At 58.9% G+C, this 19,519-nt stretch carries 15 protein-coding genes and 3 pseudogenes; 15 read left to right on the plus strand and 3 right to left on the minus strand.

The features are described from left to right. Nucleotides 1–45 precede the first annotated feature (45 nt). Complete coding sequence (locus WYS_RS12505; RefSeq protein WP_019178515.1) at nt 46–672, plus strand: DUF1638 domain-containing protein; 627 nt, start codon at nt 46–48, stop codon at nt 670–672. Nucleotides 673–858: 186 nt separating this feature from the next. Here WYS_RS12505 and WYS_RS15750 read toward each other — a convergent pair. Further along, a pseudogene (locus WYS_RS15750) lies at nt 859–2,238 on the minus strand (monomethylamine:corrinoid methyltransferase). 5 nt (nt 2,239–2,243) lie between these two features. Beyond that, nucleotides 2,244–2,885, minus strand: a complete 642-nt coding sequence (locus WYS_RS12520) for a cobalamin B12-binding domain-containing protein (RefSeq protein ID WP_019178518.1) — start codon at nt 2,883–2,885, stop codon at nt 2,244–2,246. A gap of 313 nt (nt 2,886–3,198) precedes the next feature. Between WYS_RS12520 and mttB the strand changes: the two are divergent. The 12 genes and pseudogenes from mttB (at nt 3,199) to pylD (ending at nt 15,524) form a co-directional block, all read left to right on the plus strand. After that, nucleotides 3,199–4,692 (plus strand): annotated as a pseudogene (mttB, locus tag WYS_RS16495) ([trimethylamine--corrinoid protein] Co-methyltransferase). A gap of 5 nt (nt 4,693–4,697) precedes the next feature. Then, the gene (locus tag WYS_RS12535; RefSeq protein ID WP_026069100.1) at nt 4,698–5,348 is read left to right on the plus strand and encodes a corrinoid protein; all 651 of its coding nucleotides are present in this window, start codon (nt 4,698–4,700) and stop codon (nt 5,346–5,348) included. A gap of 96 nt (nt 5,349–5,444) precedes the next feature. Continuing rightward, complete coding sequence (locus WYS_RS12540; protein WP_049796368.1) at nt 5,445–6,545, plus strand: DMT family transporter; 1,101 nt, start codon at nt 5,445–5,447, stop codon at nt 6,543–6,545. Between the two features lies 1 nt (nt 6,546). After that, on the plus strand, nt 6,547–6,846 hold the full coding sequence (locus tag WYS_RS12545; protein ID WP_019178523.1) for a hypothetical protein: 300 nt from the start codon (nt 6,547–6,549) through the stop codon (nt 6,844–6,846). A 14-nt stretch (nt 6,847–6,860) separates the two neighbouring features. Then, nucleotides 6,861–7,007 carry a hypothetical protein gene (locus tag WYS_RS16175; RefSeq protein ID WP_019178524.1) on the plus strand — a complete coding sequence of 49 codons (147 nt, stop codon included), beginning with the start codon at nt 6,861–6,863 and terminating at the stop codon, nt 7,005–7,007. Between the two features lie 605 nt (nt 7,008–7,612). Beyond that, entirely contained in the window at nt 7,613–8,254 is a 642-nt protein-coding gene (mtbC, locus tag WYS_RS12555) for a dimethylamine corrinoid protein MtbC (protein WP_026069102.1), read from the plus strand. Between the two features lie 21 nt (nt 8,255–8,275). Continuing rightward, nucleotides 8,276–9,679, plus strand: a pseudogene (gene mtbB, locus WYS_RS12560) ([dimethylamine--corrinoid protein] Co-methyltransferase). Between the two features lie 180 nt (nt 9,680–9,859). Beyond that, the gene (locus WYS_RS15395; protein ID WP_081579990.1) at nt 9,860–11,272 is read left to right on the plus strand and encodes an APC family permease; all 1,413 of its coding nucleotides are present in this window, start codon (nt 9,860–9,862) and stop codon (nt 11,270–11,272) included. A 355-nt stretch (nt 11,273–11,627) separates the two neighbouring features. Beyond that, nucleotides 11,628–12,410 carry a pyrrolysine--tRNA(Pyl) ligase large subunit gene (gene pylSc, locus WYS_RS12575; RefSeq protein ID WP_019178529.1) on the plus strand — a complete coding sequence of 261 codons (783 nt, stop codon included), beginning with the start codon at nt 11,628–11,630 and terminating at the stop codon, nt 12,408–12,410. A gap of 11 nt (nt 12,411–12,421) precedes the next feature. Continuing rightward, nucleotides 12,422–13,501, plus strand: coding sequence for a methylornithine synthase PylB (gene pylB, locus WYS_RS12580; protein ID WP_019178530.1), 1,080 nt, complete (start codon nt 12,422–12,424; stop codon nt 13,499–13,501). Further along, a complete protein-coding gene (gene pylC / locus WYS_RS12585; RefSeq protein WP_019178531.1) occupies nt 13,501–14,670 on the plus strand; it encodes a 3-methylornithine--L-lysine ligase PylC in 1,170 nt (389 codons plus the stop codon). Before pylB ends, pylC begins: the two co-directional genes overlap by 1 nt. Then, nucleotides 14,667–15,524, plus strand: a complete 858-nt coding sequence (gene pylD / locus WYS_RS15400) for a 3-methylornithyl-N6-L-lysine dehydrogenase PylD (RefSeq protein WP_019178532.1) — start codon at nt 14,667–14,669, stop codon at nt 15,522–15,524. Before pylC ends, pylD begins: the two co-directional genes overlap by 4 nt. Before the next feature lie 560 nt (nt 15,525–16,084). Here the strand turns inward: pylD and WYS_RS12600 are convergent. Next, nucleotides 16,085–16,321, minus strand: coding sequence for a hypothetical protein (locus WYS_RS12600; protein WP_019178534.1), 237 nt, complete (start codon nt 16,319–16,321; stop codon nt 16,085–16,087). Between the two features lie 290 nt (nt 16,322–16,611). Here WYS_RS12600 and WYS_RS12605 point away from each other — a divergent pair, with 290 nt between their 5' ends. Continuing rightward, complete coding sequence (locus tag WYS_RS12605) at nt 16,612–18,795, plus strand: PAS domain-containing protein (protein WP_019178535.1); 2,184 nt, start codon at nt 16,612–16,614, stop codon at nt 18,793–18,795. A 136-nt stretch (nt 18,796–18,931) separates the two neighbouring features. Continuing rightward, on the plus strand, nt 18,932–19,399 hold the full coding sequence (locus WYS_RS15405) for an Hsp20/alpha crystallin family protein (protein WP_019178536.1): 468 nt from the start codon (nt 18,932–18,934) through the stop codon (nt 19,397–19,399). Nucleotides 19,400–19,519 lie beyond the last annotated feature (120 nt).

Here is a 19,519-nt window from a genome sequence, read left to right on the forward strand (position 1 = left end):
TGTCACCGAGCGATATCTTCGAGTGCAGGCGGCAGGGGCGGGCCCATGAGGATCGGCATACTGGCATGCGAGATACTGAAGAAGGAGATAGAGCAGCTGACCGCGGGGGACCCAGAGGTCGTTCACCGGGAGTACCTGGAGTTCTTCCTTCATGACGAGCCGGAGAAGCTCAGGGAGATGGTCCTCGGCAGGATCGACTCGCTGATAGGCAAGATCGACGTGCTGTTCCTCGGCTACGCGCACTGCCAGACCTTCAACGGCCTACCCGGCCATGTGCCCATGCCCACCGTCATGCTGGAAGTGGACGACTGCGTCGCCGCCATGCTGGGGCCGTTCGAGTACTGCAAGCAGAAGGAAGTTTGCGCCGGCACCTGGTTCTCCTCCCCAGGGTGGGCGGAGAAGGGCATGGACGCCGTGGTCAAGGAGCTTCATATCAGCCAGGACCTCCTGGACCAGGGCATGGATGGCATGTACTTCGCCAAAATAATGTTCCAGGGCTACTCCCGGTGCCTGTTCATCGACACGGGGGTAGGGGACCGGGAGCGCTACGAGGCCATGTCCAAGGACTTCGCGGAGCAGCTCAGCCTGAGGCACGAGAGCGTTGCTCACAGCCCCAGGGTGATAGCGGAGGCCTGGGAGCGGACAAAGAAGACGGCTCGCGAGCTGGCGTAAGGCCTTTTCGCTTCCCCCGGCGGGCCCTGCCATGGCCCCCTGCCCGATCGAACTAATAGGCTCCTTGCCGCTCAATGCTCCAAAACCTTGCCACACCCTTATATGCAAAAAAAGGAGAGAATGGAAAAGATTTGGAAATGGTTTGGAGTCGAGATGGGAAATGGTTTGAGCGTGAAGTGAGGGGCCTTACCGGATCTCCAGGCCTAGCTCCCTTAGCTTGGCGACCGCGTTATCGTAGACCTTCAGGTACTCGTTGGTCGGCTTGACGGTCAGAACGTCGTAGCATTCGCGGAAGCTCTTGCCCTTGGGCGCCTTGGCATAGTCCTTCTCATAGGAGCTTATAAGGGCCTCTATGATCTCGTTGACCTTGGAGACCTTCATGCCGGCGGTGGCCATGGCGGCCTCGCCCATTATTCTAGCCTCCATACCGGTGGTGTAGTCCTGGACCACGCCCTTGGCGGCGGCGGAACCGGACAGCAGCTCGCGGCCGCTGGCAGTGTCGCTAATGGCCTGAGCGGCGGTCTCCAGCAGGCACATCTCGGTGCACGGACCGGCCGCGGGGTAGTACTGGTTGGCCAGCAGCAGGTCGGTGTTCGCGTCGACCGCGGCGGCAGCGTGGGCGGCGATCTGGAGCGTTTCCCTAGCCGTCGTTATGCCCCACCTGATGTGGATCGGTCCGTCCAGGTGGAAGTTCCCGCTGAACAGGGCGAACGAGGACAGGGTGGTGGCCACGTCGCAGATAGCGGTCTCCTCAACTCCACCAGTATATCCGCCGAAGATGGGCATCTGCTCCACCATGATAGTGTCACCGTTGGCGGTCCAGCCGGCGATCATGTTGAGCGCGGCCATGTCTATCTTGAGCTCGTTGAGCTGAGATACCTCGTGGTGCTCACAGCTCCTCATGGCGTACGGGCTATCACTGACGAGACGTCCCGCTGCGGACAGCGGGGTCTCCGGGCCCTATATGCCGAGGTTCGGTCTTCCGGCGCGGATGCGCGCCTCCTTCACCGCCCTGAGCTCGGCCATGGTGGCGCGGATCTCCCAGGGAGTGTTGGTCTTCGCGGGGTGGCCCTCGATGGTGGCCATGACGCCGTTGACGAGAATGTCGACGGTGGCCTCCTGGGCGTAGGACTGCATCACCTGGATGAAGATATCCTCGCTCACGGGGGCGCCGGTAGGGCCGCCCTGGATCATGGGCTTCACGGAGGAGTTGCCCTTCCTCGGGTAGAAGCGGGCCATGTCCCTGCCCTCGCCGGTGTGAAGGAACTTAGGGGTCTTCTTGATCCCTTCCCAGACCTCTTCCTCGGTCACCTTGATGATCCTGCCGAGGTCCTGGTTATAAACTCCGGAGGTGACCAGCATCTCCAGGCCGGCCTGGAACAGGCGGTCCTTGAGGTCCTTGTCCTCAGGGATGATCTCCTTGCCGAACTTGATTTTGTATTTCTCCTTTAGCTTCGCGAGGTTCTGGGGGATGACCTGGTAGTCCCACTCGCTCTCGGCGAGCTTCTGTCCCTTCCTGGAACGTTCGTACGTTTCAAAGATATCAATGGGCTTGGCCGCTGCCATCTTATTCACCCCTTAATGAGCTTGCCGACCATCGCGGCGGCTTCCGCGCCGGACTCGCAGTAGGCGTCGCCGCCGATGCTGGCGACCCATTCCTGGTTGCAGGGAGCGCCGCCGAAGATGGTCTTCACGGGGACATCGTCCTCCTTGATCGCCTCGACGATCTCCTTCTGTATGGTGACCGTGGTGGTCATGAGGGCCGAAGCGCCGACCACTTGGGCGTTGTTATCCCTTACAGTGTCAACGAACTTCTCGACGGAGACATCCTTGCCGAGGTCGATGACCTTGTAGCCTGCGCCGGTCAACATAGCCGCGACCACGTTCTTGCCGATCTCGTGAATGTCGCCCTGGACCGTGCCGAGGACGACGGTCCCCTTGGTCGCCAGCGCGGACCCCTTCAGGTGGGGCTCGAAGATTTTCAGGGCCGCTTCCATGGCCGTGGCCGCCGCCAGAACCTGGGGCAGGTAGATCTTGGCCTCGTCGAAGAGAACGCTGATTGTCTCCATGCCCTTTCCCAGGCCGTTCTCAACGGCCTCGGCCGGCGAGATCCCGGCTGCGAGTGCTTCATTTGCCGATTTCTTGGCAAGTTCGATGTTCCAAGTCTCTATTGACTTTTTAAGAGTGGCTAGAATCTCGTCCTTATTTGCCATCAATATTGCTCCTATTGCATGCATATCGATACTACTAGTTAAAATTTTCACCAATGCCTTAAGAACGAGGAGTTGCACTAGAGCAAACACATTATTTAGACAATCATGCATTTTATAAGCTAATTACGCGATATATGTGTAGTAATTCCCGCGTTTAAACACATTAATGAATATTGAATTGGAGAAAATTGTTGAAAAAGCTATTATTGTATGCGTATGCATTAATATGTGTAGTTAATAGATGATTTTGATTACGTTCTGAAGAAATCTTTATATGTTCCTATATGTGTCACGCCCCACAGGAGGTAGAAAAATGGTTAAACACTACTATCCAGGGAGGCAACGCTTTGAAGGTGCCGGTCTGGAACTCTTCGCCGAAGAGGGTTTAAGGGCCATTGACTACGCTACCATGGATGTTTTGCAGAACCCCGGTATCCAGGTATCGGATCCCGAGGCCCTGCAGATATTCAAGGAAGCAGGCTGCGAAGTCGATGAGCAGACCTCTGTGGTCAAGATCCCGGAATACCTGGTAAGACGCGCTTTGAGCACTGCGCCCTCTAAGTACACCATGTACGGTAGGGAAAAGAAGAATAAAGTGGAGATAGAGCACCTTGGCAAGGTCCATTGGACCTGCTTCGGTACCGGCATCAAGATGTGCAACTACATCGCCCCCGGCCAGTACAAGACCGTGGACTCCACCGACAAGGACCTGGCCGCGACCGCCAAGCTGGTGGACTGGGCTGAGAACATCGATTACTACTCACTTGCTGTATCGGCGAGGGACTGGGCCGGAAAGGGCAAGGAAGACGTTCACGAGATGTACACCTCGGTCATGAACACCTCCAAGCACTTCCACCACATCGACCCCGTCGGCGAGAACGTTGAGTACTACTTCGAGCTCGCCAAGGCCATCTACGGTGGCAATGAGCAGGACGCTCTCAAGAAGCCCCTGTTCTCTATGCTGGTGTGCCCCACGAGCCCCCTGGAGCTGAGCCACAACGCTTGCCAGGTCATCATGAAGGGCGCTCGCTTTGGGATACCCACGAACGTTCTCAGCATGGCCATGTCCGGCGGCTCGTCCCCGATATTCCTCGCCGGAACGCTGGTGACGCACAACGCTGAGGTCCTGGCAGGCATCGTCCTGTCTCAGCTGGTCACCCCCGGCGCGAAGGTCATGTACGGCAGCTCCACCACGACATTCGATGTCAAGAGGGGTACCGCTCCTGTCGGATCCCCCGAACTCGGACTGATCAGCGCATCAGTCGCAAAGTTGGGCCAGTACTATGGTCTGCCAACTTTCGTGGCGGGCATATAGGCTGATGCCAAGATTCCAGATGTGCAGGCGGGCCACGAGAAGACCCTCACTACTCTTCTCCCCGCTCTGGCCGGTGCGAACACCATCTATGGCGCCGGTATGCTGGAACTTGGCATGACATTCTCGATGGAACAGCTGCTGATCGACAACGATATCGCTTCTATGATCAAGAAGGTCCAGCAGGGCATCGAGATCACCGAAGAGACGCTTGGCGTGGAATCGATCCAGAAAGTAGGCATCGGCAACAACTTCCTCGGCCACAAGTCCACGATGAATAACGTCGATCTGCCTTCTGATCCTCAGTTGTTCAACAGGGACATGATCGGCGACTGGGTGAAGGAAGGTTCTAGGGATCTGGTCACCGTCGCTCACGAGAAGGTCCTTCAGATCATGAAGACCCACGAGGTCACCCCGATCGATGCTGACATCGTCAAGGCAATGAAGGCCGTCGTCGACAAGGGCGACAGGGCTTTCAAGGGCATCAAGGAGTGAACTACATGGCAAATAAAGACCAGATACTAGAAGACGCAAGGAACGCAGTGCTGGAGTACGACGCTGACGCCGCGGTCGAAGCGGCCCAGGCATCCATAAAGGCGGGCATAAGCCCGGTCGATATGATCCAGGACGGCTTCTCCAAGGCAATGAACGAGGTAGGCGCCAAATTCGGCGAGAAGAAGCTGTTCCTGCCCCACGTGATCGCGGCCGCCGAGGCCATGACCAAGGGGATCGAGGTCCTCACTCCCGAGCTCGAGAAGCAGGGAACGAAAGAGGGTCCCGGCCTCGGGACCGTGGTGATCGGAACGATCGAGGGCGACATCCACAGCATCGGCAAGGACATCGTTGCCATCATGCTGAAGATCGCGGGCTTCAACGTGATGAACCTGGGGAGGGACATCCCTGTCTCCCAGTTCATCGACGTTGCCAAGAAGAACGACGCTCGCGTGATCGGCACTTCCGCGCTGATGACCAGCACAATGGTCAACCAGATCAGGGTAGAGGAGCTCCTCAAGGAAGAGGGCCTGAAGTCCAAGATCAAGACCATGGTGGGCGGGGCCCCGGTGACCCAGCAATGGGCGGACCAGATCGGTGCCGACCTGTACGCTGAGAACGCCACCGATTCCGTCAACAGGCTGAAGGCGGCCTTATAAAACATTTAAACGCTGGATGCGCCGGAGCGCATCCAGTATCCCTTTTTCAAATCACCTAGGGGTTGAGCAGGAGGTAAGTAGCAAAGGAGGAAAGATATGGTAGACGTAAGTGTAGAAGAAGGAAAAACGCAATTAAATCAAAATCTATCACAAGATTTGGAAACGTTAAGACAGAACGAGCACAAGAAGAGGGTGCGCATCGGGTACATGATGGCCCTGTTCTGTGCCGTTCTCTGGGGGCTTTGGTACGTCCCGGGGACTACCGTGTGGGTGCTGAACCCGTTCGACACAATGTTCGCGGAACTGGCGGTTACTCATGGTGATTCCGCCTCCCTGGTGGTCACCGCGGTACTCATATCCGGGCTAAATGCGGCGACCGTCATCATCGCGCTGATGATATGGAACGGTGCGCTGGGCAAGTTCAAGGAGATGGGGCGGACAATAAGGGAGCTGAAGCCTTGCACTCGCTGGTACTTCCTCGCGTCCATCTGCGGCGGCCCGATAGCTATTCTGGGCTCGTTCATCGCCATGGGCTTTGTCGGCGCCGGCTTCGCAGCCGTCGCAGCCTTGCTGTATCCGGTCATCGGGTCGGCGGTGTCTTACAAGTATCTCGGCCAGAAGATCTCCAAGAGGGCCATGTTGGGCATTCTGATCATCATCGTGGGCGGCTTCATAATCTATGTCGGCAAGCTCATGCTCGACCTGGCCAATGGCGGCGGGTCGACCATCGGCTACATCGGCGGGATAATGGCGGCCTGCGGCTGGGGTCTTGAGGGAGCGATCGCCGCAAAGGGGCTGGACGTCTCTGAGCCCGATGTCGGCATCACCATAAGGTTCCTGGGCGAGAACATCATCTGGTGGATCCTTATCATACCGGTCCTCGCACTGCTCGGCTTCCCCATGTACACCTACGCGATCCAGGTCTTTGAGCCGATGACGCTGATCACCCTGATAATCCTGGGCTTGACCTTTGGTTTCTGCTATGTCTCCTGGTACAAGTCATTCCCGCTGATAGGGGTGGGCAGAGGTCAAGGTGTCGGCAACCTGTACGGTCTCTTTGCGGTGGTATTCCTGTTCCTTTTCCTCGGGACACCTCAGGACTGGACCCTAATTCTGGGCGGCATACTCTGTGTCGCAGGGAGCCTGGTGATGTTCACGGAGGAAAGTCTGGAGCTTCAATCTCTAAGGAGGGAGTAAAATGGTGGCGAAGCGCAGGCCCATCAAGTTCCGGATCCTGGAGGTGTATTCGGACGGCAAGGAGCACTGGAACAGCGAGGTTGTCAAACAGTTGCAGGCCGAATACGGGATGAACAGCAACTATGGCAGGGACTCGGTGAACTGGAACCTCATCGAGCTTGCTGCGGGCGGAATGCTGAAGGAGATCGATGTGAGGATGGACGACGAGGGCAAGTACAAGAAGAACGCCCTTCTGCACAAGTACATCATCACTGACTATGGAAGGACCAAGGCCAAAGAGTCTTGTTTCACCAATCTGTGAGGAGGTAGAACCATATGCAATCACAGGAAGCATTCGACGCATATAACGCGCTGTTCGCCGAAGGCCTATTCCCGAACTCAGAGATGCTGTTCTTCATCGCCGTTCTGGTGGTGGCGGCCATTGCCCTTTGGCAGGCCAGGACGTTCGTCTCCAAGTTCTAAGGGACGGTCCCGGCCTCACAAACCTTTTAATTTTTTATTTTTAGCTCGTCGGATTATTGGAGCAGCAGAACGGGCCGTCCCCCGAGCATCGTAAAATTCAACTTCCACAGCGGGCCCGGCCTCGTTCGTAACCTCTATCTTTGTTCATCTGCCGCTTATGTGCTCAATAGAAATAACTCTCGACAATGGGTCGACGGTCTTTACCATGCGGCGTCTCTTGCGCCCTTCCTCCGATCTCAGGCCGGCATCGCCTGCCGTCCGCGCGGCTGTCGGCGGTCAAAAGGCATGCATCCTTCTCTGTCGATGCAGTCTTTCATCTTCTTGGTCTCTGGCTAATCGCATCTAAGTGTATTCATATGTAAATAATACGAGTTGTATGGAAGTTTTATATTTCCACTGATTATTGCCCTATTCCTATGCATCCAGTATCTATTTTGTTACATGCGATATTATATTTATGATGTGTTTTTGAGCCAAAAAGTTAAGATTAGAAATAATATGTATTCATATGATTGCCCAAAGATTCATGTATCATTGAATACATAAGGCGATTTAGAGAATTGGACAACCTATGGCCTATTCTCCCAAATTTGAAGGAGGATGAAATGACCACTGCAGAGTCTGCAAGAATCGAATTGATAGATTCGATTGTCGCATACAACAAAGAGAAGGTATTGGCCGCTGTCAGCAAGGCCAGATCAGTGATGAAAGCTGAGGATATCATTAACGCCCTGGCTGCAGGAATGACCGAGGTCGGGACTCGTTTTGAAAGGGGAAAGCTGTTCCTCCCTCACGTTATGGTAGCTGCGGACGCGATGACGGCCGGTGTCAAGCTCATCGAGGGCGACCTGCCCAAGGATGCGAGCGGTGGAAGCAAGGCGGTCATCGTCAACGGGACCGTTGAAGGCGATGTGCACGACATCGGCAAGTCGATCGTCTCTACGATGTTGCAGTGCGCAGGCTACAAGGTCATCGACCTCGGCAGGGACGTCCCCATCAGGAACTTCATTGAAACCGCGAAGAAGGAGAACGGCCGGATCATCGGCATGTCCTCCTTAATGACCACGACCATGCAGAGCCAGAAGGAGTGCATTGATCTTCTGGTCGAGGAAGGCATCAGGGCCAAGGTCAAGGTCATGGTCGGCGGTGCGCCAGCCACTCAGGCCTGGGCGGACAAGATCGGCGCCGACGCGTACGGAGAGAACGCGGGCGAGGCCGTCAGGAAGGCCGCCCAGCTGCTTGCGTAAGCTCGATGAATGGTGATGAAAATGGCGAAAGAATACGAATTGCGGAGAGGCGACGGGAAGCGCCTCTTCATGACCAAGGAGCAGATCAAGAGCGACCTTGAGGAAGGCTCCAACGATGCAGCCGAGCTCGGCTCCATACCTGCTCTGAGCTCGGCCGACCTCGACAAGCTGATGGAGATCCTGACCCTTCCGGGCAGGATGGTCGGCGTGGAGCCCGGTAAGGAAGTGCCGGTCACTCACGACATCGGGACCATAAGGCTGGACGGCGACCAGGGCAACAGCGGGGTAGGCATCCCCTCCAGCCGTCTCGTCGGCATGATGTTCCACGAGAGGGCCATGGGAGCGGACACCATGGAGCTGGGCCACATCGACTACAGCTTCAAGCCAGTGAAGCCCGTGATCGCCCAGGAGATGCAGACCATGGAGGTCTGCCAGCAGAACATGATCGTCCCGGTGCTTTATGGCGCCATGTCCAACATGGGCCTTTACTACACCCCTGACGGCCCCTTCGAGAACCCCGGGGACCTGATGAAGGCGTTCAAGATCAAGGAAGCTCAGGAATCCACCGAGCACTCCGCGGAGCACCTGACCCGCGACATGGTCTGGATCATGCAGCGCATGATGAAGTCCGGCGCCGACGGCGTCAACTTCGACACCACCGGCGCGGCCGGTGACGGGGACATGTACGCCACCCTGAACGCCATTGAGGCGCTGAGGAAGCAGTACCCCGAGATGTTCATCGAGGCCGGCATGGCCGGCGAGATGGTCCTGGGCATGCACGGAGAGCTTACCTACGACGGGACCGTCCTGGCAGGGCTGTGGCCCCACCAGCAGGTGAAGCTGATCGCCAAGGCGGGCGCCAACGTGTTCGGCCCCGTGGTGAACACCAACACCAGCAAGTCGTCCCCCTGGAACCTCGCCAGGTCCGTCGCCTTCGTGAAGGAGACGGTCAAGGTGTCGCCGATCCCCTGCCATGTCGACATGGGCATGGGCGTGGGCGGTATTCCCATGCTCGAGACCCCGCCCATCGATGCGGTCTCCCGGGCCAGCAAGGCCATGGTCGAGGTGGCCGGCGTCGACGGCATATAGGTTGGGGTCGGCGACCCTATGGGTATGCCGACTGCACACATAATGACCTCCGGCATGAGCGGGATCAGGGCTGCTGGCGACCTCGTCGCGAGGATGCAGTTCGCCAAGAACATGAAGATCGGTCCGGCCAAGGACTTCGTCGCCAAGAAGCTCGGGGTCACCGCCGCCGACCTCAGCGACGAGCACGTCATGAGGGAGGTCAGGGAAGAGCGTGGCATCGGTGTCATCACCTCGGTGGCAGGAGCGCCCAAGGGCATCGCCGCCAAGATGAACATCGAGAAGCTTCTGGGCCTCAAGATCAACTGCTGCCAGAAGTTCAGGGACCAGCTGAAGTGATCTGGTCTCTCTAATTTTTTTCAAACCCTTTCCACTGTCATTTTCTTCCAAACATTAGACGGAGAGGAGAAGGTAAAGGAGGGGAGTAGAACGTCTGATGAGAAAAACAGCGGTATCGATTGGGAGAACGGTCCTCAGTGCACCAAAGACGCGAGCGCTGCGGTCTGCGACCCGAACGAGTTGCGAAGGACGATCGACTGGAAACAAGGATTGGCAATAGCCGTGGGGGTCCCCCTGCTGATACTGCCATCTATAGGGTACACCGCGAGCTACCTGTGGGCAGCGGCGATCATCCTGTGGGCCATGTCGGTCTTCCAGGGATTCATGCAGAACCTTGCGTACGGGGAGCTGGCTACCACGTTCCCCAAAGCTTCCGGACTGCCGGGGTTCGCCCAGCAGGTCTTCGGGAGCAAGAAGAACGGTTCGAAGTATGATCGAGGCAAATTGATCGGCGGGTTCAGCGCGTGGGCTTACTGGTTCGCCTGGAACCCGGTGCTGGCCATATTCTCGCTGCTCATCGGCAGCTATCTGCAGGGCCTCATACCGGCGCTGGCCGATGTCAGCTATGTCCTGTTGTCCCTGGTGGCGGGAGCGGTGATCTTCTCGTTCCTCATCCTGGTGAACGCCCGCGGGCTTGCCAACGGGGCCAGGATAGGACTGGTTCTTGCCGCGGTATCCATCATCCCGCTGATCATAATCACGATCGCTCCGTTCGTTACCGGCGATTTCGTCTGGTCCAACGTCACCACCGCGATCCTGCCCACTGACTGGCAGTGGGACATGAACCACATACTGATACTCCTGGGGCTGTTCGGCATCGCCCAGTGGAGCGCCTGTGCGTGGGAGACGGCGGCCATCTACGGACCTCAGTACAAGAGGCCCGGTTTCGACGTTCCCAGGGCGCTGTTCGCCTGCGGGGCGATATGCCTGTTCACGTTCATCTTCGTCCAGGCATCCGTTACCGGGACGCTCGGCATCCAGGGGGTCATCGATGAGCCCATCTCCCCCCTGCTGCCGGTGGCCAACATAGCCTTCGGCGAGTTCGGCGGGGCGATAATGATCGTCATGCTGATGGCGGCTATGGTACTCATCATCCAGACCGCGTACCTGGGGTCCTCGACCGCCATGCACTCCATGGCCCAGGAAGGGAACCTTCCCCGGTTCTTCGCCAAGCTGAACTCCAACGGCGTGCCCGTCAGGGCCATGCTGGTGATCGGCGCGTTCAATCTCTTGCTCATAACCCTGGAAACGCCCACGGCCATTCTGGCTGCCTCGGCCATGGGATACGCGTGCGCCAACGGCATCAGCCTGGCCGCGTATTGGAAGGCCAGGACCGATCCGGGAATGGCCAAGCTCGACCGGCCGTTCAAGGCGCCGCGGGGCTGGAAGTTCGTGGCGATGGCGTTCGCGCTGTTCAACATCCCCCTGTGCCTTATCGGCATCATGTACCTGAACGGACAGGAGTTCGGGTCCACCGCGATAGTGGTCGGGATCATCGTGCTGTCGCTATACCTGCCCATATGGTTCTACACGCAGCGCAAGAACCACGTGGCCGGGGCCGTCGAAGCGGAGGTCCGCCCCAAAACGGAGTGAAGGGAACGTTATTTCAATCGCTCCCGGCCGCGGGAGCCTTTTTTCTTTTCATTTCTTTGGCATTATCTTACATATGATGTCAACTATATCATAAAAACAGGTAATAAATCAGAATATGAATGCATATAGTTACAAAATAGAAATAATTATAACTTCGAAATGCCATGCAGTCGTGCCGACGGATGGAGTGTTGGTTCGGCGACCACCAGGCCTCTACAGCCACGGCAGCCGGGTTCGACTCCCGGGCACTTCGCCATTCACATAGGGCATAATCCCTGAAATAGTTTGATGAGACTGACCGAGGGACACCATGGATACACGTCTTACACCTGCACAAGCCCAAAGAATCCGTGAGATGGGAGGCACCGTGGACCCGTCCCTCGCTTTTTCTTCCGAAGCGGAAAGAGAGTCGGCGTTCCAGAGGATCAGCGCCGACCTGCAGGGCGCCAACCTCGCCAAGATCCGGCGATGCGCGGAGGCGCCCGAGCGCCACCCCATAGGCTCCCTGGAGAACACCCTGGCCTGCGCCCTGGCGGCGAAGGGGTTCATCGAGGTCAAGACCCCCATGATGATCCCCGCGGACGGCCTGGTCAAGATGGGGATCGACGAATCCCATCCCCTTTGGAACCAGGTGTTCTGGGTCGGGCCCAAGAAGGCCCTTCGCCCTATGCTGGCCCCGAACCTGTACTTCCTCATGAGGCACCTGCGCCGCTCCGTCCCCGCGCCTCTCCTGCTCTTCGAGATCGGCCCCTGCTTCCGGAAGGAGTCCCGGGGGTCCAACCACCTTGAGGAGTTCACCATGCTGAATCTCGTAGAACTCGCTCCCCAGGCCGATGCTACGGAGCGGCTCAAGGAGCACATCGCCACCGTCATGAACGCGGTGGGGCTGCCGTACGAGCTCGTGGTCGAAGGGTCCGAGGTGTACGGCACCACCATCGACGTGGAGGTTGACGGGGTCGAGCTCGCCTCCGGCGCGGTAGGGCCCCTGCCAATGGACAAACCCCATGGGATCACCGAGCCGTGGGCGGGCGTGGGGTTCGGCCTGGAGCGCATTGCGCTCATGCGGACGAAAGAGCAGAACATCAAGAAGGTCGGAAGGAGCCTGGTCTACGTTAACGGCGCCAGGATCGACATATAGGATGTGGAGCCATGGAAGCAAAACTCGACGTCATCCTGGGAAAGGCCGTGGGCAGAGAGGAGCTCTCCCGAGATGAGGTATCCTACCTGCTGTCCCTGAGGGACAGTGGATCGATGGGCCGCCTCTTCGAAACGGCCAGAGTTGTCAAGGAGAGGAACTTCGGGAACAAGGTGTTCCTGTACGGCTTCGTGTATTTCAGCACCCACTGCCGGAACGACTGCTCATTCTGCTTTTACAGGAGGTCCAACCAGGAGAGCGTCAGATACCGGAAGAGGCTGGAGGAAGTGGTGGCCCTCGCGTCCGATCTGGACGATGCTGGCGTCCACCTCATCGATCTCACCATGGGAGAGGACCCCCAGTTCAGGGGTCCGTCCAACTGGGATGCGCTGCTGGAAGTGGTCAGTGCGGTGAACGAGACCACTGACCTGCCCATCATGGCGTCCCCGGGCACCCTGCCGCAGGAGCGGTTCGGGCCCCTCCGGGACGCCGGGGCGGACTGGTTCGCCTGCTACCAGGAGACGCACAATAAGGACCTGTTCTCGAGGCTGCGGCCCCATCAGGATTACGATGTCAGGCTGAACCAGAAGAGGTGGGCCCGCCGGTCCGGCATGCTCACCGAGGAAGGCATCATGATCGGCGTGGGCGAGAGCATCGAGGACCGCGCCGACTCGATCGAAGCGATGGGGCAGCTGGGGGTCCAACAGGTGAGGGCGATGACCTTCGTGCCTCAGAAGAACACCCCCATGGAGCTGCTCCCCCCCACCCCGTACCTCGATGAACTCGTCACCCTGGCGGTCATGCGCCTGGTCCACCAGGACAAGCTGATCCCCGCATCGCTGGACATCGAGGGCGCGAAGGGTCTGAGGCCCCGCCTGGACGCGGGAGCCAACGTGATCACGTCCATAATCCCTCCGCGGGAGGGGCTGGCCGGGGTGGCACAACACGAGCTGGACATCGACACCGGCGACAGGTCCGCGGGTAGCATCGAGCGCATGCTCGACGAACTGGATGTCCGCGTGGCGTCCCCGGGCGAGTACCGCGGCCTCGTGGACGGATGGAAGAGCAGGATCTCCGTTGAGGGAGTGGTCTGATGAAGCTGGGGATAGTAGGCGGCAAACTTCAGGGGATGGAGGCCGCGTACCTGGCCAAGAAGGCGGGCATGGAGGTGGTGGTCGTGGACCGCCGAGCCGACGCTCCCGCTCTCTCGCTGGCGGACCACGGGATCGTGATGGACACCATCAAGGACGACAAGGCCGCGGCCAAGGTGTTCGCCGACTGTGACGCGGTGCTGCCGGCCAACGAGGACCTCGCGACGCTGACTCACCTGGTCCGCCTGTTCAAGGACCTGAAGGTCCCCCTGATCTTCGATATGAGCGCCTACCAGGTCTCCTCCTCCAAGGTCCGCTCCAACGATCTCATGAGGCGCCTGAAGGTGCCGATGCCCTCCTCCTGGCCGGAGTGCGGGTTCCCCGCGGTGGTGAAGCCCTCGGGGGAATCGGGCAGCGCCGGCGTCACCTGCGCCCACAACAACGGCGAGCTGGAGGCGGGCAAGGAGAGGATCCGCCGGATGGGCGACGAGTGCGTGGTCCAGGAGTTCGTGGACGGACCGTCCATATCCATAGAGGTCATCGGCAACGGCGAGGAATTCGTGCCCCTGGTCACCACCCAGATCTACCTCGACGACGCCTACGACTGCAAGATGGTGCGCTCCCCCTGGGTAGACCGCGACATGCGCGTGGAGGAGGAGTTCGCCGAGGCAAGCCTGAGGATAGCTTCCGAGCTGAGGGTCAGGGGCATCATGGACGTCGAGGCCATCGTCTGCAAGAGGATGCCCAAGATACTGGAGATCGACGCCAGGATACCGAGCCAGACCCCCGCGGCGGTGCTGGCCTCTCACGGCATCAACATGGTCCAGATGCTGGCGGAGGTGTTCGTCAAGGGGAACCTGCCCAAGCCGTCCGTCCGAGGGGGCGGGGCGGCCGTCTACGAGCATTTCGTGGTGGAAGGGAGGGCCATGAGGTCCTGCGGCGAGGGCGGCTTCGCCGACGTCCGCAATCCCCGGCTCGTTCCCGGCCTGTTCGGCTCCGATGAGATGATAACCGACTACCGGCCGGGCAAGGGGACCTGGAGGGCCACCATGATATGCTCCGGCAGCACCCCCGCGCAAGCCTGGGACAAGAGGATGAAGGCGCTGCGGAACATTATCGACGAGAATAACATCACCCAGTACATCGACCCGGAGCCGGAGGGGTACACGTGACCCGCCTGACCCCCGTGATGATCGAGGAGGTGCCGTTCACCCTTCATGGCCGCGACGGGGACCTCCAGAGAAAGCTGGGCGTGAGCCTGAAGGACCTTGCCTTCGAGGCCCTGAGGCTCTGCAAGGACGATCTCGACCTCGCATCCTTGAAGGTCGCCGCGGTGCCCGTGTCCAGCGGGGCCGGGGTGATCCCCACCTTCTGCCGCTCGGTGTGCGCCGTCACCCAGCATCTGGGGATGAGCAGCTTCGTGACGCGGAAAGGGGACGTGGCGGGCATGGCCGAGGCCATTGCCGAGGGCGCTGACATAATATTCATCGCCGACGACGAGGAGTTCATTGCCTTCAATGTCCAGGGAGGCATGTTCTCGGAGAACAGCCGCTCCACCGCCTTGGGCTACTGCACCGCGCTGGAGATGGCCGCTGGGGGCCTCCGTGGGAAGGACGTCCTGGTGATAGGGGCCGGCAGGATGGGGCAGTGGGTCATCGAATGGCTCGGCGCCGCCGGAGCCAGGGTCTCGGCGGTCGACACGGACCCGGCGAAAGCGGCCCTGGCACGGGAGCGGTTCGGCGTTACCGTCATCGAGGACCCCGAGGAAGGGATCAGGAATGCCGAGCTCATCTTCAACGCCTCCCCCGCCCGGATCCCCGGGCCCTGGATCAGGGAAGGCGCGATCATAGCCTCGCCCGGGGTCCCCTACGGCTTCGATCGGGAGGGCGAGGAGAGGGCCAGGCTCATCGTGCACGATCCTCTGCAGATCGGCGTGGCGGTCATGGCGGTATGGAGCGCCATGTATTCCGGCAGGCCCGCCCCGAACCTGGGGCCGGCCCCGGCAATGGCCGCGGCTGAGCAGTGACGCGGCCCCGCCTCTCACCGGCCGAGCTTCCGCGCGGCTGGATGCCTCTCCCCACGGCTAAATCGGGGGAGAGCCATTTATTCTAGGCATTGAGATAAAATTAAAATCTACATCTACCGATTAAATTCTTATAGTGCTTTGAAATTATTCTTATCGTACACAAACGTATGCGATCATCGGAATGTGGGAAAGGTAGACAATCCATGGGGCAATTGGCGTTGAAATGTTCGATTGTATAGAATGTGCCAATTTTGCTAGATAAAAGATGGAAAAATGAGTGGATTTGGTAGTTAGTTATATCTACCCACTTCGTGTTCACCTTTTCAGCAAATCGGATGATCGCAGTCATTGGGGGCAAAACATGGCAAAAAGAAGCGAGGTGGCAGCACCGGGGTCGATCGAGGACCGGACCAGGGACATGCTTGAGAACACATCCCCATCAGAGATGGCCGGCCTGTATTTTGGAGAGATCGAATATATCCTCAAGGTGCCCCGGACGATGGACCCCCATGTGGCCGAGCTGCTCAATGAGAGGCACAGGAAGTTCGTCGAGGACGAGTTCAGACACTTTTCCCTTGCTCTAAAAGACGCTGAACATCTATCCTCTGAGTGTACACCCTCTTCTCGTCGGTCTCGTGAAGGTGCTCGAGGAAGTATCGAACAGCCATAGAGCTGAACTCGGAACGGTTCCTAAACAACTTCTTCTTTTTCACGTATTCGTCCATCTGCTCGGCGATGCCCTTGGCGACCCTGTAGGATATAGTCACTGACGAGTCGTCGCTGTCGTCGCGGTCCATGCTGGGACATTGTCGGTATAGCTTATTAACATTTGCATATGTATACAATATTTCTGTTTTATCGACATGCCGGTACGCCCGTATGGTCGACAGCGGGACCAAAACCCAAACGAACGCGCACTTTAACGATCCGGTCGGCGGTTGTATCGGCTCTCTGGGAAAAATGTCCTAGATGATCGTTTAGGAATGGTGATAAATGCATGATGAATCGTTGACTATCGGATGCATAGATATACAATGCTTAAATCCCTGGAACCCATTGGGTAATCATTCGCGCAAGGTGCTCTCCGATGGACCGAAATCTGCTGTTCGAAGGAATGCTCTCGCAAAGCTCCTCCCTGGACCTGGCGGTGGATACCGATGGCAGGCTCCTGTATGTCAGCCCATCTATGGCCAAGGCCCTGGGGCTGAGCGTCGATCAGCTGATGGGGAAGCTGTGGGGGGAAGTGGAGCTCCCCGCTGAAGTCAAGACCCCCATCGAGGGCTGCTTCAAGCACGTGCTGGAAGAGAAGCAGAGCATGACCACCCGGATGGGAATATCCGGGGCCATCCACCCGAAGCACTACGAGTGCACCATCTCGCCCATAATGGACGGGAACGGCAACGTCGGGAACATCATGGCCTCGTTCCAGGACGTTACCGAGCTGGAGGAGGAGAGGGAGTTCAGCGCCCAGCTGGACGACGCCCTCCTCCAGTTGCAGTCATCTTACGACATCGACCGTGCGATCCCCGAGGTCCTCACGGACATGTCCAAGGCCCTGGGCGCGGACATCGCCACGATAACCTTCCGGCAGGACGAGTACTGGTCCCCCAAATATCTGGTGGGTGCCAACGACTCTCCCAGGGACAGTATATTCCTGGAAGAGCAGCTCGATCTCATGAAGGAGATATCCAAGCAGAAGTCCATATTCGAACTCAACGATTTTTACGCTCCCGGCTCCGTCCCCGACCTCGACGAGACCTGGGGGGTACGCGCGCTGGTGGCCATCCCCCTCCATGTGCGCGGCGATGTGTTCGGCGTGCTGACCTTCGCCCATCGCATCCCGGTCCCTCCTTATGGGGTCACCCGAAAGAACCTCATACGGAAGCTGGGCGCCGCGCTGTCGCTGGCGTTCAGCGAGGACCGGTACATCTGGTCCCGGGACAGCGATACCATAAACTCGCACACCCCCATCGGAATAACCACGATAGGGATGGCCGTGCTGGACGGCAAGAGCCTCCGCGTCAAGTACGCCAACGGGACGTACAATGCCATCGTGCCCAAGAGGTACAGGGGCATCGGCATCCTGCGCATGCCGCCCTACTATCCCGCGTCCCATACTGTGGAGGGGGACCCGGAAACGATCATCAGGGAGGTCCAGGCGTCCGGCGAGCCGTTCATCCACGGCTGCATCCAGGAGAGGATCAGGAACGGCGTGATGACATTTTGGCAGGTGGTCCTCGTTCCCTCGGGCCAATCCTCCGACGTCACCTGCCTGTTGATAGACGTCACCGACTGGGAGAGGTCCAGCCGCAAGGTCGCTCGCCTGATAACCGCCATCCAGGAGGAGCAGCTCCAGGTGCGGGCCCTTCTGGAATCGGTCCCCGTGGGCGCATACCTCAGCAACGCGGAGGGCCACATCATGGAGATAAGCAAGGTGGGCCCCCGCATCTGGGGTGACAATGTCCCGCTCCCCCGGAACATCGAGGAGTATGGGGACTACAACGGCTGGTGGCCGGATACCGGCGAGCGGCTGAAGGTCGATGACTGGCCGATAGTGCGGGCCGTCCGCAAGGGGGAGACCGTCATCGGCGCCATCATCAACTACCAGAGCTTCGACGGGAAGGGCGGCACGGTCATTAACTCGGCCGCCCCCATCAGGAACCGGCTGGGCAAGGTGATCGGCGCGGTGGAGATCGACCACGACATCACCGAGATGAAGAACCTGGAAAGGAAGCTGGAGACCGCCAAGGCCCACCTGGAGGCGGTCATCAGTCAGATGCCCGCGGGAGTAGCCATCTCCGAGGGGCCCTCCGGAAAGGTCACCATGGGGAACACCGCCCTGGGGCGCATCTTCCCCACCGGCGGCCGCATGCCCGGCAGCATCGAGGAGTATTCCATGTGGGGCCTGCTGGACCCCTACGACATGAGCCCCCTGAGCCCCGAGGAGCACCCCTTGGCCAGGGCGCTGCTGGAGAAGAAGACCGTGAGCGGGGAGGCGGTGGTCAGGCGCGCCAACGGGAAGGAGACGACCGTGCTCATGAGCGCCACGCCGGTAGTGGGCCCGGAGGAAAAGACCATCGGCGCGGTGGCGATATTCACCGACATATCGCACCAGAAGGACATCGAGAAGAACCTGGAGCAGCAGGCCAGGGACCTCGCCAAGTTCAACGCCGACCTCCAGAGGTTCGCGTACGTGGCGTCGAACGACATCAGGGAATCGCTGAAGTCCCTCACCAATTACCTGAACCTGCTGGACAAGAGCAGCTCCTGAGGTCCAGGGGCCCATTGGATCGCTTGGCGCTCCCTCCCGTCATCTCTGTTAAAGCAACTTTCTTATAGATGCGTTGACATATTCGCCTAGTAGGTTATCAACCTGCGGTTAATTAGATGTCAAGGAGGTTCAAACAATGGCCATGCACAAGAGAGATGGCGACTCGGTCCCCGTGGGCTACTTGAGCCCCAGCGGAGTGCTGAGAGATATGGAGCGCATGTTCGACGACTTCAGGCTCGGGTTCATGGACGCCGTGTCCCCGGGGTCCGCCTCATGCCGCCTGCCCACGATGGACATTCGGGACGAGGGAAAGGAATACGTAGCTGAAGCGGAGCTCCCCGGCCTGAAGAAGGAGGAAGTGTCCATCGAGATAAGCGAGGACTTCCTGATCATCAAGGCGGAGAAGGAGAACAGCGCAGAGGAGCAGGGCGAAGGCTTCGTGCGCCGAGAGAGGGGGCGGGCCTCGTTCTATCGCCAGGTCCCCCTGCCGGAGGGCGTCGACACCTCCAAGGCGTCGGCCAAGATGGAGGATGGGCTGCTGCGCATATCCCTCCCCAAGAAGGAAGAGGCTTCAGTGCCCCGCAAGAAGGTCGAGATCCAATAAACCTCTGTTCTAAAATGAGGTCTCCCGACCTCTTCTCCTTTCTGATCTGCTGACCTGCCAGTGTGCTGGCTGAACGATTGTTTAACTACGTCTCAACGTAATGCTTATATCTTGAACGAC

Source organism: Methanomassiliicoccus luminyensis B10, assembly GCF_000308215.1.
GTDB lineage: Archaea > Thermoplasmatota > Thermoplasmata > Methanomassiliicoccales > Methanomassiliicoccaceae > Methanomassiliicoccus > Methanomassiliicoccus luminyensis.